The sequence below is a fragment of the Streptococcus sp. SR1 genome, assembly GCF_000526075.1.
GTDB classification, from domain to species: Bacteria; Bacillota; Bacilli; order Lactobacillales; family Streptococcaceae; genus Streptococcus; species Streptococcus halitosis.
On sequence record NZ_JATR01000023.1, the window covers coordinates 93,073 to 107,398 of the forward strand.

At 41.7% G+C, this 14,326-nt stretch carries 14 protein-coding genes and 1 tRNA gene; 14 read left to right on the forward strand and 1 reads right to left on the reverse strand.

The annotated features are described in order from the left end of the window. Nucleotides 1-54: 54 nt before the first annotated feature. The 9 genes from asnA (at nt 55) to HMPREF1518_RS08495 (ending at nt 7,255) form a co-directional block, all read left to right on the forward strand. A complete protein-coding gene (asnA, locus tag HMPREF1518_RS08460) occupies nt 55-1,047 on the forward strand; it encodes an aspartate--ammonia ligase (RefSeq protein WP_000747987.1) in 993 nt (330 codons plus the stop codon). 64 nt (nt 1,048-1,111) lie between these two features. Beyond that, nucleotides 1,112-1,651 carry a 16S rRNA (guanine(966)-N(2))-methyltransferase RsmD gene (gene rsmD / locus HMPREF1518_RS08465; protein ID WP_000706949.1) on the forward strand — a complete coding sequence of 180 codons (540 nt, stop codon included), beginning with the start codon at nt 1,112-1,114 and terminating at the stop codon, nt 1,649-1,651. Next, nucleotides 1,641-2,129, forward strand: a complete 489-nt coding sequence (gene coaD / locus HMPREF1518_RS08470) for a pantetheine-phosphate adenylyltransferase (protein WP_033585511.1) — start codon at nt 1,641-1,643, stop codon at nt 2,127-2,129. The genes rsmD and coaD overlap by 11 nt, the downstream gene beginning before the upstream one ends. Continuing rightward, the gene (locus tag HMPREF1518_RS08475) at nt 2,113-3,150 is read left to right on the forward strand and encodes a SepM family pheromone-processing serine protease (RefSeq protein WP_033585513.1); all 1,038 of its coding nucleotides are present in this window, start codon (nt 2,113-2,115) and stop codon (nt 3,148-3,150) included. The genes coaD and HMPREF1518_RS08475 overlap by 17 nt, the downstream gene beginning before the upstream one ends. Before the next feature lie 55 nt (nt 3,151-3,205). Next, nucleotides 3,206-3,436: a DUF1146 family protein gene (locus HMPREF1518_RS10730; protein ID WP_080568240.1), complete on the forward strand. Its 231-nt coding sequence runs from the start codon at nt 3,206-3,208 to the stop codon at nt 3,434-3,436. Nucleotides 3,437-3,459: 23 nt separating this feature from the next. Continuing rightward, nucleotides 3,460-4,743, forward strand: coding sequence for a UDP-N-acetylglucosamine 1-carboxyvinyltransferase (gene murA, locus HMPREF1518_RS08480; protein WP_033585515.1), 1,284 nt, complete (start codon nt 3,460-3,462; stop codon nt 4,741-4,743). Then, the gene (locus HMPREF1518_RS08485) at nt 4,730-4,924 is read left to right on the forward strand and encodes a DNA-directed RNA polymerase subunit beta (RefSeq protein ID WP_000739701.1); all 195 of its coding nucleotides are present in this window, start codon (nt 4,730-4,732) and stop codon (nt 4,922-4,924) included. The genes murA and HMPREF1518_RS08485 overlap by 14 nt, the downstream gene beginning before the upstream one ends. 40 nt (nt 4,925-4,964) lie before the next feature. Beyond that, nucleotides 4,965-5,798: a DNA/RNA non-specific endonuclease gene (locus HMPREF1518_RS08490; protein ID WP_033585517.1), complete on the forward strand. Its 834-nt coding sequence runs from the start codon at nt 4,965-4,967 to the stop codon at nt 5,796-5,798. Nucleotides 5,799-5,923: 125 nt separating this feature from the next. Next, nucleotides 5,924-7,255: a hemolysin family protein gene (locus HMPREF1518_RS08495; RefSeq protein ID WP_033585519.1), complete on the forward strand. Its 1,332-nt coding sequence runs from the start codon at nt 5,924-5,926 to the stop codon at nt 7,253-7,255. Nucleotides 7,256-7,389: 134 nt separating this feature from the next. Here HMPREF1518_RS08495 and HMPREF1518_RS08500 read toward each other — a convergent pair. Then, nucleotides 7,390-7,460: transfer RNA gene (locus HMPREF1518_RS08500), tRNA-Cys, on the reverse strand. Between the two features lie 306 nt (nt 7,461-7,766). Here HMPREF1518_RS08500 and HMPREF1518_RS08505 point away from each other — a divergent pair. From HMPREF1518_RS08505 to HMPREF1518_RS08525, 5 genes are all read left to right on the forward strand, one after another. Then, nucleotides 7,767-9,743 carry a peptide ABC transporter substrate-binding protein gene (locus HMPREF1518_RS08505; RefSeq protein WP_033585521.1) on the forward strand — a complete coding sequence of 659 codons (1,977 nt, stop codon included), beginning with the start codon at nt 7,767-7,769 and terminating at the stop codon, nt 9,741-9,743. Between the two features lie 66 nt (nt 9,744-9,809). After that, the gene (locus tag HMPREF1518_RS08510) at nt 9,810-11,306 is read left to right on the forward strand and encodes an ABC transporter permease (protein ID WP_000759887.1); all 1,497 of its coding nucleotides are present in this window, start codon (nt 9,810-9,812) and stop codon (nt 11,304-11,306) included. Beyond that, nucleotides 11,306-12,232: an oligopeptide ABC transporter permease OppC gene (oppC, locus tag HMPREF1518_RS08515; protein WP_000103693.1), complete on the forward strand. Its 927-nt coding sequence runs from the start codon at nt 11,306-11,308 to the stop codon at nt 12,230-12,232. The genes HMPREF1518_RS08510 and oppC overlap by 1 nt, the downstream gene beginning before the upstream one ends. 8 nt (nt 12,233-12,240) lie before the next feature. Then, on the forward strand, nt 12,241-13,308 hold the full coding sequence (locus tag HMPREF1518_RS08520; protein WP_000159803.1) for an ABC transporter ATP-binding protein: 1,068 nt from the start codon (nt 12,241-12,243) through the stop codon (nt 13,306-13,308). Between the two features lie 10 nt (nt 13,309-13,318). Beyond that, entirely contained in the window at nt 13,319-14,248 is a 930-nt protein-coding gene (locus HMPREF1518_RS08525) for an ATP-binding cassette domain-containing protein (protein WP_001291314.1), read from the forward strand. Nucleotides 14,249-14,326: the final 78 nt, after the last annotated feature.

Sequence of the window (14,326 nt, forward strand, 5' to 3'; positions counted from 1 at the left end):
CTTTTCTTGGAAATAGGTGTATAATGCTTTTAACTAATTTTTGAGGAGCCGTTTATGAAGAAAAGTTTTATTCATCAGCAAGAAGAGATTTCCTTTGTCAAAAACACCTTTACCCAGTATTTGAAAGATAAGTTAGAAGTTGTTGAAGTTCAAGGTCCTATCTTGAGCAAGGTTGGTGATGGGATGCAGGACAACCTGTCCGGTGTCGAACATCCAGTATCCGTAAAGGTCTTGCAGATTCCAGATGAAACTTATGAAGTCGTTCACTCACTAGCCAAATGGAAGCGCCACACCTTGGCTCGGTTTGGTTTCGGTGAGGGTGAAGGTCTTTTTGTCCACATGAAGGCCCTTCGTCCAGACGAAGATTCGCTTGATGCGACTCACTCTGTATATGTAGACCAGTGGGACTGGGAGAAGGTTATTCCAAATGGTCAACGCAATATTGCTTATCTCAAAGAAACCGTAGAGAAGATTTACAAGGCTATTCGTCTGACAGAGCTAGCCGTAGAAGCACGCTACGATATTGAATCCATCTTGCCAAAACAAATCACCTTTATCCATACAGAAGAGTTGGTGGAACGTTATCCAGACCTAACACCGAAAGAGCGTGAAAATGCGATCTGTAAAGAGTTCGGGGCAGTCTTCTTGATTGGTATCGGTGGCGAGTTGCCTGACGGGAAACCTCATGACGGCCGTGCACCTGACTACGATGACTGGACAACAGAGTCTGAAAATGGCTACAAAGGGTTGAATGGCGATATTCTCGTTTGGAACGAATCTCTTGGTTGTGCCTTTGAACTTTCTTCTATGGGGATTCGGGTAGATGAGGATACACTTCGTCGCCAAGTGGCTCTTACCGGAGACGAAGATCGTCTCGAGCTGGAATGGCATAAAGCCCTGCTTAACGGCCTTTTCCCATTGACAATCGGTGGAGGTATCGGACAGTCTCGGATGGCCATGTTCCTTCTTCGTAAGAAACACATTGGAGAAGTTCAGACCAGTGTTTGGCCTCAGGAAGTCCGCGATACGTATGAAAATATCTTGTAGAGAATCGAACCGCAAGGTTCGGTTTTCTTTCTCTTTTTGCCTATAATTTGGTATAATAAACGGTATGAAAATCGTATCAGGAATCTACGGAGGGCGTCCCCTCAAGACGCTAGAAGGCAAGACGACGAGGCCGACATCAGATAAGGTGCGTGGAGCTATCTTTAACATGATAGGTCCCTATTTTGAGGGCGGTCGTGTCTTGGATCTCTATGCTGGCAGTGGTGGTCTGTCTATTGAAGCTGTGTCAAGAGGGATGTCCCATGCTGTCTTAGTGGAACGGGATAGAAGGGCACAAGCTATCGTCGCTGCAAATATCCAAATGACCAAGGAAGTTTCCAAATTTCAGCTCTTAAAGATGGAGGCTGAACGGGCCTTGGAGCAGGTGACAGGTCCCTTTGACCTGGTCTTTTTAGACCCTCCCTATGCCAAGGAACAAATCGTTGCAGATATCGAAAAAATGGCAGAAAGAAACCTATTTTCCGAAGAAATCATGGTTGTCTGCGAAACCGATAAGTCTGTAGAACTTCCAGAAGAAATTGCCTGCCTCGGCATATGGAAGGAAAAAATATATGGGATTAGTAAGGTGACTGTCTATGTCAGATAAAATTGGATTATTTACCGGTTCATTTGATCCAATGACAAATGGACATCTGGATATCATTGAACGTGCCAGCAAACTCTTTGATAAGCTTTATGTCGGGGTGTTCTACAATCCCCACAAACAAGGCTTTCTCCCTGTTGAAAATCGCAAACGGGCAGTCGAAAAAGCTTTGGCGCATTTAGATAATGTAGAGGTCCTAGCTTCTCATGACCAGCTAGTCGTCGATGTTGCAAGAAGACTGGGTGCTAAGACCCTTGTTCGTGGCTTGCGGAATGCCACAGACTTGCAATACGAGTCTAGCTTTGACTACTATAATCATCAACTGGCTCCAGAAATCGAAACCATTTACCTATATAGTCGCCCAGAGCATCTTTATATTAGCTCTTCAGCCGTGAGAGAACTTCTGAAGTTTGGTCAGGAGATTCAGCAATATGTCCCAAACAGTGTTGTGGAGGAATTAGAACATGAAGAAAAAAACTAGATGGCCCTTATATGTCATCCTAGCACTAGTATTGACTTTTTTAGCCTTTGTAGTACCTTTACCCTACTACATAGAAGTTCCAAGTGGAGCGGAAGATATTCGTCAAGTTTTAAAAGTCAATGAAACAGAAGATACAGAAGCAGGAGCTTACCAGTTTGTAACGGTCGGTATTCGACACGCAACCCTATCACATCTTGTCTATGCTTGGTTAACACCTTTTACGGATATTAGAAGTGCTAAGGAGACTACGGGTGGCTCTACTGATGCAGAGTTTATGCGGATCAATCAGTTCTACATGCAAACATCCCAAAACATGGCCAAGTATCAAGGACTGAAGACGGCTGGAAAGGATATCGAACTCAAGTATCTGGGTGTCTATGTCTTGACCGTGACGGACAATTCAACTTTTAAGGGCATTCTGAACATTGCAGATACCGTGACGGCTGTTAATGACAAAACGTTTGACAGTTCCAAAGATTTGGTCGACTATGTCAATTCTCAACAATTAGGGGATACGGTCAAGGTAACTTATGAAGAAGACGGAAAAGTCAAGTCTGCAGAAGGTAAAATTATCACTCTCGAAAACGGAAAAAACGGGATTGGGATTGGTTTGATTGACCGTACGGAAGTGACCAGTGATGTTCCCATTCGTTTTTCAACAGCTGGTATCGGGGGGCCAAGTGCCGGTCTCATGTTTAGTCTAGCTATTTACACCCAGATAGCAGATCCAGGACTTCGTAATGGCCGCGTCGTTGCGGGAACGGGAACTATTGATCGTGATGGAAATGTTGGCGATATTGGTGGAATTGACAAAAAAGTGGTGGCAGCCTCTCGTCAGGGAGCCAACATCTTTTTTGCTCCTGACAATCCAGTCACTGAGGAAGCAAAAAAAGCAGATCCCAATGCGAAAAGCAACTATGAAACAGCCCTAGAAGCTGCTAAAACGATCAAAACAGAGATGAAAATCGTTCCGGTTAAGACCTTGCAGGATGCGATTGATTACCTTAAAAACAATCCCTAATTCGTAGAAAAATTGAAAACTAGCGCGCAAGCCGATAAGATGGTATAATAGTCAAATGGTTCAATTATTATTCACTCTAAGTAGTCATCTACTCTTTATTTATTTGAGTTTTTACCTTTTGAAGGATCTTGTGAGATGGGAAAAGGTTTTAAAAGTAACCGCTACTAACACAAAAAAGGTTCGTTTGTTGGTCGGCTTCTTTAGTATTGTGATGGGCTACATCTTGAGTTCATTCTTTATCAGTTTGTACCAACTGTGGCAAGAAGCGCTTAGAGGACTATTATAAAATCAAAAGTAAAGGAAACAACTATGGAAAAAATTGTGGTTCAAGGCGGAGATAATCGTCTGGTCGGGAGTGTGACGATCGAGGGAGCAAAGAATGCAGTCTTGCCCTTGTTGGCAGCGACTATTCTAGCAAGCAAGGGGAAGACAGTCTTGCAGAACGTCCCAATCTTGTCAGATGTGTTCACCATGAATCAAGTAGTTCGTGGTCTGAATGCCAAGGTGGACTTTGATGAGGAAGCTCATGTTGTCGAGGTTGATGCGACTGGTGATATCACGGAGGAAGCTCCTTATAAATATGTCAGCAAGATGCGAGCATCCATCGTTGTCTTGGGACCAATCCTTGCTCGTGTAGGTCATGCCAAGGTATCCATGCCAGGGGGATGTACCATCGGGAGTCGTCCCATCGACCTTCACCTCAAAGGTTTGGAAGCTATGGGGGCAAAGATTACCCAGACAGCTGGTTACATCGAAGCCAAGGCAGAACGCCTGCATGGCGCTCATATCTACATGGACTTTCCTAGTGTCGGCGCAACACAAAACTTGATGATGGCAGCAACTCTAGCTGATGGTGTGACAGTGATTGAAAATGCTGCGCGTGAGCCAGAAATTGTTGATCTCGCTATCTTCCTTAATGAAATGGGAGCCAAGGTCAAGGGAGCTGGTACCGAAACCATCACAGTGACTGGTGTCGAGAACCTCCATGGTACGACTCATACTGTAGTACAGGACCGTATTGAAGCTGGAACCTTTATGGTAGCCGCAGCCATGACAGGTGGGGATGTTCTCGTTCGTGATGCAGTCTGGGAGCATAATCGTCCCTTGATTTCAAAACTACTTGAGATGGGTGTTGAAGTGACAGAGGAGTCAGAAGGTATTCGTGTTCGTTCTCAACTTGAAAATCTCAAGGCTGTTCATGTAAAAACCTTACCACATCCAGGATTCCCAACAGATATGCAGGCGCAATTTACAGCTCTGATGACAGTCGCAAAAGGGGAATCCACCATGGTGGAAACGGTGTTTGAGAATCGCTTCCAACACTTAGAGGAAATGCGCCGTATGGGCTTGCATTCAGAGATTATCCGTGACACAGCTCGTATTGTTGGGGGGCAGGCTTTGCAAGGGGCAGAAGTTCTATCAACGGACCTTCGCGCTAGTGCGGCTTTGATTTTGACAGGTCTGGTGGCGCAGGGAGAAACAGTTGTTGGTAAGTTAGTCCACCTTGATAGAGGCTACTACCGCTTCCATGAGAAATTGGCTCAGCTAGGAGCGAAGATTCAGCGAATCGAGGCAAATGATGAAGAAGAATAAAAACTTACGCTATGTACTCCGTCGTTTACTGTTGATTTTTATCGTTCTATTGCTAGGATTTCTGGCTTTAGGAATCGGCTTGATGGTTGGCTATGGCATCCTAGGAAAGGGACAGGATCCGTGGGCTATCTTGTCTCCGGCAAAGTGGCAGGAATTGATTAGCAAATTTACAGGAAATTAGACTGGGAGACCAGTCTTTTTCTAAAGAAATAAGGAGAAAAATGGACAAAAAAACAAGACAGACTTTGATAGGGTTACTTCTATTCTTACTCTTGGCTGCGGGAAGCTATTATATCAAGCAGATGCAGTCGGCACCAAATAGCCCTAGAACTAAGGTTAGTCAGAAAAAACAAGCTTCAGAAGCTCCCAGTCAGGAGCTGGCTGAAAGTGTCTTAACTGAGTCAATCAAAAACCAAATCAAGGGGGAGCTCGAGTGGAATGGAGCAGGGGCCTTTGTTGTCAATGGCAATAAAACCAATCTAGATGCCAAGGTTTCTAGCAAACCCTATGCAGATAATAAAACAAAGACAGTGGGAAAAGAAACAGTTCCAACTGTTGCCAATGCCATCTTATCCAAAGCGACTCGGCAGTATAAGAATCGTGAAGAAACAGGCAACGGCTCCACCTCCTGGACGCCACCAGGATGGCATCAAGTTAAGAATCTAAAGGGGGCTTACACACATGCAGTTGATAGAGGACACCTGCTGGGCTATGCCTTGATAGGTGGTTTGGATGGTTTTGATGCCTCTACCAGCAATCCCAAGAACATTGCAGTCCAGACAGCTTGGGCTAACCAAGCGCAGGCTGAGGATTCGACAGGTCAGAACTACTATGAGAGTTTGGTCAGAAAAGCCTTGGACCAAAATAAGAAGGTCCGTTACCGCGTGACACTCCACTATGCGACAAATGAAGATCTAGTTCCATCCGCTTCACAAATCGAAGCCAAGTCTTCAGATGGCGAATTGGAGTTCAACGTCCTAATCCCCAATGTTCAAAAGGGAATCCAGTTTGACTATCGAACAGGTCAAGTAACGGTGACAGATCAGAAACAATAGATACAATAAAACAGTTCCTTTGTCTTCTAGAGGCAGGGGAGTTGTTGTTTAAATGAAAAATAATGTGAATCCTGAAGAATTTTATGATATAATGAAACACAAGATACTATTTTAGGAGAAGGACTATGGAAGACCCGAGCAGTCAGAATTTGTTGCTACAGTTTGTATTATTATTTATCTTGACCTTGTTAAATGCTTTTTTCTCAGCCACTGAGATGGCAATGGTGTCACTAAACCGTTCCCGAGTAGAGCAAAAGGCAGAAGAGGGAGACAAACGTTACATCCGTTTGTTAAAGGTACTTGAAAATCCTAACCACTTTTTATCAACGATTCAAGTTGGTATCACGTTAATTACCATCTTGTCTGGGGCCAGTTTAGCGGAGACTCTAGGACGCGAAATTGCATCTTGGATAGGGAACAGTGAAACAGCTTCCGCTATTGCAAGTTTTCTATCTTTAGCGTTTTTGACCTATATTTCTATTGTTTTTGGGGAACTCTATCCCAAGAGAATTGCTCTAAATCTGAAAGATACCTTGGCTATCCGAACAGCGCCAGTCATTATTGGTTTGGGGGAAATTGTCAGTCCCTTTGTTTGGCTTTTGTCAGCCTCAACGAATCTATTGAGCCGTGTGACGCCAATGACCTTTGATGATGCTGATGAAAAGATGACACGTGATGAAATTGAGTATATGCTCACCAATAGTGAAGAAACACTGGATGCAGATGAGATTGAAATGCTACAGGGAGTCTTTTCTTTAGATGAACTAATGGCTCGTGAGCTAATGGTACCCCGAACAGATGCCTTTATGGTAGATATTCAGGATGACAGTCAAACGATTATCGAGAGTATTTTAAAGCAAAATTTCTCACGTATCCCTGTTTATGATGGGGATAAGGACAATGTGATTGGTTTGATTCACACCAAGCGCTTGTTGAATGCCGCTTTTGTGGATGGCTTTGACAATATTGTCTGGAAACGAATTCTCCAAACGCCACTGTTTGTTCCTGAGACTATCTTTGTGGACGATCTCCTTAAAGAACTTCGAAATACCCAAAATCAAATGGCCATCTTACTAGATGAATACGGTGGAATGGCTGGTTTGGTAACTCTGGAGGACCTCTTAGAAGAAATTGTTGGTGAGATTGATGATGAGACTGACAAGGCTGAAATTGAAGTCCATCAAATAGGAGAAGACACCTATATCGTTCAAGGCACCATGAATCTTAATGATTTTAATGACTACTTTGATGTAGAATTGGAAAGTGATGATGTTGATACCATCGCCGGTTATTATTTGACGGGTGTGGGAATGATTCCAACGACTGAGAAACTCAGTTATGAATTGGTCAGCCAAAACAAACAAATCATCCTAACCAATGACAAGGTGAAAAACGGACGTGTTACCAAGGTAAAAGTCCAAATCACTGAAATAGAGACTGAAGAAGAAACAGAATAAAGCAGTGACTTGAGTCACTGCTTTTTGTAAATCTATATGGTAGATACAGTTATCCCTATCTATTTGGAATAACAAAAAAGCCCGATTTTACGGGCTTTTTTATTCGGATAATTCCTGTTAATTCAGGTACTGAAAGGCGGTAGACGGATTTGAACCGACGATCAAGCTTTTGCAGAGCCGTGCCTTACCACTTGGCTATACCGCCTCAACGTTTATTATTATACCTTGAAAATCATTTCCCGTCAATAGTTTCTTATTCTAAAATCCAATTTAAGAAGATAGATCATGTCATGTGAAGAAAAAAGGGAAAAGCAACTTGTAAAAATGAAGCTTACAGAGCTAGACAAATTAATTTTCTTTTCCTATAAATACAAATAAAGAATGAGGAAATTCTGACAAAGAGAAGTTTTTTGTAGATATACGCCTAAATATTCTGAAAATTCGTTTACTTTTTAGAAGATATATGTTATAATTTCCAATAAGCCTAAATTTTTCAAGAGGAGTTATATACATGAAAAAAAGCAGAGTATTGGTTGTAGCAGGGGTTGCCTTATTAGCGACTGGCGTACTAGCTGCCTGCAGTTCTAAATCATCTGATTCAACGGCGCCAAAAAATTATGGTTATATCTATTCAGCTGACCCAGAAACGTTGGATTACCTCATTTCAGGTAAACAAAGTACTAAGATTGCCACTTCAAACGGTATTGATGGTCTCTTCACAAATGACAAATATGGGAATTTGACTCCCGCAGTTGCAGAAGACTGGTCAGTCTCAAAAGATGGTTTGACTTATACTTACAAAATCCGTAAAGGTGTTAAATGGATGACATCTGATGGAGAAGAGTACGCTGAAGTAACAGCTAAAGATTTCGTAAATGGTTTGAAACACGCAGCAGATAAGAAATCCGAAGCTCTATATCTAGCAGAAATTTCTGTTAAAGGATTGTCTGATTATTTGTCTGGAAATTCAAAAGACTTTTCTACGGTAGGTGTGAAGGCAGTTGATGATTATACTCTTGAGTATACCTTGAACCAACCAGAACCATATTGGAACTCTAAGATGGCTTATTCAATCTTCTGGCCATTGAACGAAGATTTTGAAAAATCAAAAGGATCAGATTTTGCCAAAGCAACAGATCCTACGTCCTTGCTTTATAATGGTCCGTTCTTGCTAAAAGGTTTGACTACTAAATCTTCTATCGAATTTGCTAAGAATGAGCAGTACTGGGATAAGGATAATGTTCACCTTGATAAAGTTACCCTTGCTTTCTATGATGGGTCAGACCAAGAGTCCATTGAACGTAACTTTACAAGTGGAGCATACAGCTATGCTCGCCTTTTCCCAACAAGTTCAAACTATTCTAAAGTAGCAGAAAGCTATAAGGATAACATCTTCTACACTCCATCAGGACCAGGGATTGCTGGTTTGGGTGTGAATATTGACCGTCAAGGTTACAAATACACTTCTAAGACAACTGATGAAGAGAAGACTTCTACTAAGAAAGCTCTTCTTAACAAGGATTTCCGTCAGGCTTTGAACTTTGCCTTTGACCGTACTTCTTACTCAGCACAAATCAATGGTAAAGAAGGTGCTCCTCTTGCAGTTCGTAACCTCTTTGTGAAACCAGGTTTTGTCTCTGCAGGTGAAAAAACTTTCGGTGACTTGGTAACTGAAAAGATGGCTACTTATGGTGATGAGTGGAAGAATGTAAACTTTGCGGATGGTCAAGATGGACTCTTCAACGCCGATAAAGCCAAAGCCGAATTTACCAAAGCTAAAACTGCATTGGAAGCAGAAGGTGTGAAATTCCCTATCCACTTGGATATTCCAGTAGACCAAACATCTAAAAACTATATCGCACGTATCCAATCTTTCAAACAATCAGTTGAAACAGTACTTGGCGAAGGCAATGTAATCATTGATATCCAACAAGTTTCTAAAGATGAGTTGAACAATATCACTTACTATGCTGCAAGCGCTGCGGCAGAAGATTGGGATCTCTCAGGAGCAGTTGGGTGGAACCCAGACTACGAAGATCCATCAACTTACCTTGATATCTTAAAAACAACGAATGCTGAACAAACAAAAACATATATGGGTTACGAAGGTGCAGATAACGCTGCGGCTGCTCAAGTTGGTTTGAAAGAATACGATAAGCTAGTTGATGAAGCTGCTAAAGAAACAAGCGATTTGAATGTTCGTTATGAAAAATACGCGGCTGCTCAAGCTTGGTTGACAGATAGCTCACTCTTCTTGCCAGCTATGTCATCAAGTGGTGCTGCACCATTCATTTCTCGTGTTGTACCATTCTCTGCATCATACAGCCAGTCTGGAGATAAGAGCTCAGATGTATACTTCAAGTATATTCAGTTGCAAGACAAGGTTGTAACGAAAGCTGATTACGAACAAGCTCGTGAGAAATGGCTCAAAGAGAAAAAAGAATCAAACGAAAAAGTTCAAAAAGAATTGACGAATCACGTTAAATAAATAACTCTCAAGAGAACTTTCTCTCCATGAGGAGAAGGTTCTTTTGGGATTTTAAAAGGAAACGATATGAAAAAATATATTTTTATGCGTGTCTTGCGCTCATTGTTGTCTATTTTCTTGGTGACAACCTTGACCTACACGATTATCTATACGATGGTTCCTCGAAAACTGATTTTCAAGCAGGATACCAACTACAACAAGATTGCAACGACTCCAGATAAGCGGGATAATTATGAGAATACCGTTTATGAACGTATGGGCTATATTGAGTATTACGATACCAAGGAGTTGCAAGAAAAAGCTAGCACAATGGACTCATCTGTAACAGTAGATGCCAATGACACCAATAAGGCAATCTACGAAAAATACATCAACCAACTCGGTAATGGTTGGACGTTAGGTGTCTTTTCAGAGAGTGGTCAGTTCTATGCTACGCGTGAAATTCCAATTTTTGAACGTGTTTTCAAATTCTATGCGAACTTACTTGATATTGATCATACAAACAAGATTCAAGACCCTGAAAATCCAAACTTGGAACGTTATCTTCGTTTTGAAAATGACCCTGCTATCGGTTGGTCATTGGTTGGTTCAGGTACCAAACATAAATACCTTTTGTATTTCAACAATCAATTCCCGTTTGTACACCAAAACTTTGTGAACATTAACTTGGGTGACTCTTACCCAACTTATGCGAACACGCCAGTGCTTCAAGTTATCACACAAGGTCAAGGACAAACTAAGACATCAGAAGTTCAATTCCCTACTGGTAAAAAGACTTCGTCTGTAGATATTTACTCTCGTACCTACAAATCTCCAAGTCAAGCAGATGCGCGTGAAATAGCTAACTATGGTAAAGACGATCCATATACAGCTACAGAAAGTAACTACCAATATCCATCTATGATTGCAAGTTCAGCTGTTGCTGGTTTGATTGGTTTGATTATTTCTTATGCTATTGCGATTCCTCTTGGATCTGCTATGGCTCGCCACAAGAATACTTGGATTGATAGCTTCTCAACAGGTGTTCTAACCTTCTTGCTTGCCCTTCCAACGATTGCCTTGGTTTATATCGTGCGTTTGATTGGCTCATCTATTGGTCTTCCAGACTCATTCCCTATCCTAGGTGCTGGAGATTGGCGTTCCTATGTCTTGCCAGCAGTCATTCTAGGTTTGCTGGGAGCACCAAGTACAGCAATCTGGATTCGTCGTTACATGATTGACTTGCAATCTCAGGACTTTGTCCGTTTTGCTCGTGCAAAAGGTTTATCTGAAAAAGAAATTTCAAATAAACACGTCTTTAAAAATGCCATGGTTCCTTTGGTTTCAGGTATTCCAGGTGCCGTAATCGGGGTTATTGGTGGTGCAACATTGACAGAAACAGTCTTCGCCTTCCCAGGTATGGGTAAAATGTTGATTGACTCTGTTAAGGCATCAAATAACTCAATGGTAGTTGGTCTCGTCTTCATCTTTACATGTATTTCTATCTTCTCACTCTTTGTAGGAGATATCTGGATGACTATGCTTGACCCACGTATTAAATTGACAGAGAAAGGAGGCAAATAATGTCAACAATTGATAAAGAAAAATTTCAGTTCGTAAAACGTGATGATTTTGCCTCTGAAACGATTGATGCTCCTGCCTATTCATACTGGGGTTCTGTATTTAGACAGTTTTTAAAGAAAAAATCAACAGTCATTATGTTGGGAATATTGGTAGCTATTATTTTGATGAGTTTTATCTATCCGATGTTTTCAGACTTTGACTTTAACGATGTAAGTAAGGTTAATGACTTTAGCGCTCGTTTTATTAAGCCCAATGCCGAACACTGGTTTGGTACGGATAGCAATGGTAAATCCTTGTTTGATGGCGTTTGGTTTGGTGCGCGTAATTCTATCCTCATTTCTGTAATTGCTACTTTTATCAACCTTGTGATTGGGGTTATTGTTGGTGGAATTTGGGGGATTTCAAAATCTGTTGACCGCGTCATGATGGAAGTTTATAACATTATTTCAAACATTCCATCTCTCTTGATTGTTATCGTCTTGACTTACTCAATTGGCGCTGGTTTCTGGAATTTGATCTTCGCTATGAGTGTGACGACTTGGATCGGTATTGCTTATTCAATTCGTATTCAAATCATGCGTTACCGTGACTTGGAATACAACCTTGCTTCTCAAACACTTGGAACACCAACCTTTAAGATTATCGTGAAAAACATCATGCCACAATTGGTATCTGTTATTGTTTCTACGATGACCTTGATGTTGCCAAGCTTTATCTCTTATGAGGCATTCCTTTCTTTCTTTGGATTGGGATTGCCTGTAACAGTGCCAAGTTTGGGACGTTTGATCTCAGATTACTCACAAAACGTTACGACCAACGCGTACTTGTTCTGGATTCCATTGACAACCTTGATTTTGGTATCCCTATCTCTATTCGTTGTTGGTCAGAACTTAGCGGATGCTAGTGATCCACGTACACATAGATAGGAGTAGACATGACAAAAGAAAGTAATGTAATTTTGACTGCTCGCGATATCGTCGTGGAATTTGACGTTCGTGACAAAGTTCTAACAGCTATCAGAGGCGTTTCTCTAGAACTGATTGAAGGAGAAGTTCTTGCCTTGGTAGGTGAGTCTGGTTCTGGTAAATCTGTATTAACAAAAACCTTTACAGGGATGTTAGAAGATAATGGACGCATTGCCCAAGGAAGCATCGACTATCGTGGACAAGACTTGACAGCCTTGACTTCGAACAAAGAATGGGAGAAAATCCGTGGTGCTAAAATTGCGACCATCTTCCAAGACCCAATGACAAGTTTGGACCCAATCAATACAATCGGTAGCCAAATCACAGAAGTTATCGTTAAACACCAAGGGAAAACAGCTAAGGAAGCCAAAGAAATGGCAATCGACTATATGAACAAGGTCGGAATTCCAGACGCTGAAAAACGTTTTGACGAGTATCCTTTCCAATATTCTGGAGGGATGCGCCAACGTATCGTTATTGCCATTGCCCTTGCGTGTCGTCCAGATATCTTGATCTGTGATGAGCCAACAACGGCCCTTGACGTAACCATTCAAGCGCAAATCATTGATTTGCTTAAAACTTTGCAAAATGAGTACCACTTCACCATTATCTTTATCACCCATGACCTTGGTGTGGTAGCAAGTATTGCGGACAAGGTAGCGGTTATGTATGCTGGTGAAATTGTAGAATATGGTACTGTTGAGGAAGTCTTCTACGACCCACGTCATCCATATACTTGGAGTCTCTTGTCTAGCTTGCCACAGCTCGCTGATGATAAAGGGGAATTGTACTCTATCCCAGGAACACCGCCGTCTCTTTATACGGAGTTGAAAGGTGATGCCTTTGCCCTTCGTTCAGATTATGCGATGCAAATTGACTTTGAACAGAAAGCACCTCAGTTTTCAGTCACTGATACTCACTGGGCTAAGACTTGGTTGCTTCATGAGAATGCTCCTAAGGTTGAAAAACCAGAAATCATCGCAGATTTACATGATAAAATTCGTGATAAAATGGGCTTTGCTCATCTAGAAGACTAGGAGGAAGGAAATGTCTGAAAAATTAGTAGAAATTAAAGATTTAGAAATTTCCTTCGGTGAAGGAAGTAAGAAGTTTGTTGCCGTTAAAAACGCTAACTTCTTTATCAACAAGGGAGAAACTTTCTCTCTCGTTGGTGAATCTGGTAGTGGGAAAACGACGATTGGTCGTGCCATTATTGGTTTGAATAATACTAGTAAAGGTGAAATCATCTTTGACGGTCATAAGATCAATGGGAAAAAATCTCATAAGGAATCTTCAGAGTTGATCCGCCGTATCCAGATGATTTTCCAAGACCCTGCGGCCAGTTTAAATGAACGTGCGACAGTTGACTATATCATCTCTGAAGGTCTTTACAACTACCACTTATTCAAAGATGAAGAAGAGCGAAAAGAAAAAGTTCAAAAGATGATTCATGAAGTTGGTCTTTTGAAAGAGCACTTGACTCGTTACCCACACGAGTTTTCTGGTGGTCAACGTCAACGTATTGGGATTGCCCGTGCTCTTGTGATGGAACCTGATTTTGTTATTGCGGATGAGCCGATTTCAGCCTTGGACGTGTCTGTTCGTGCGCAAGTCTTGAACTTGCTCAAGAAGTTTCAAAAAGAATTGGGCTTGACCTATCTCTTTATTGCGCATGACTTGTCAGTTGTTCGCTTTATCTCAGATCGTATCGCAGTTATCTATAAGGGTGTTATCGTTGAAGTAGCGGAGACAGAGGAGTTGTTTAACAATCCTGTTCATCCGTACACTCAAGCACTTCTATCTGCTGTACCGATTCCAGATCCAATCTTGGAACGTAAGAAGGTCTTGAAAGTCTATGATCCTAGCCAACATGACTATGAGACAGACAAACCATCTATGGTGGAAATTCGTCCAGGCCACTATGTTTGGGCTAATCAAGCGGAAGTTGCTCGCTACAAAGAAGCACTTAAAAAATAAACAGATTAGGAGAGGACCGAAAGGTCTTCTCATTTTTAATAGAAAAACTCCCCCTTTACTAGCTAGTAAAGGGGGAGT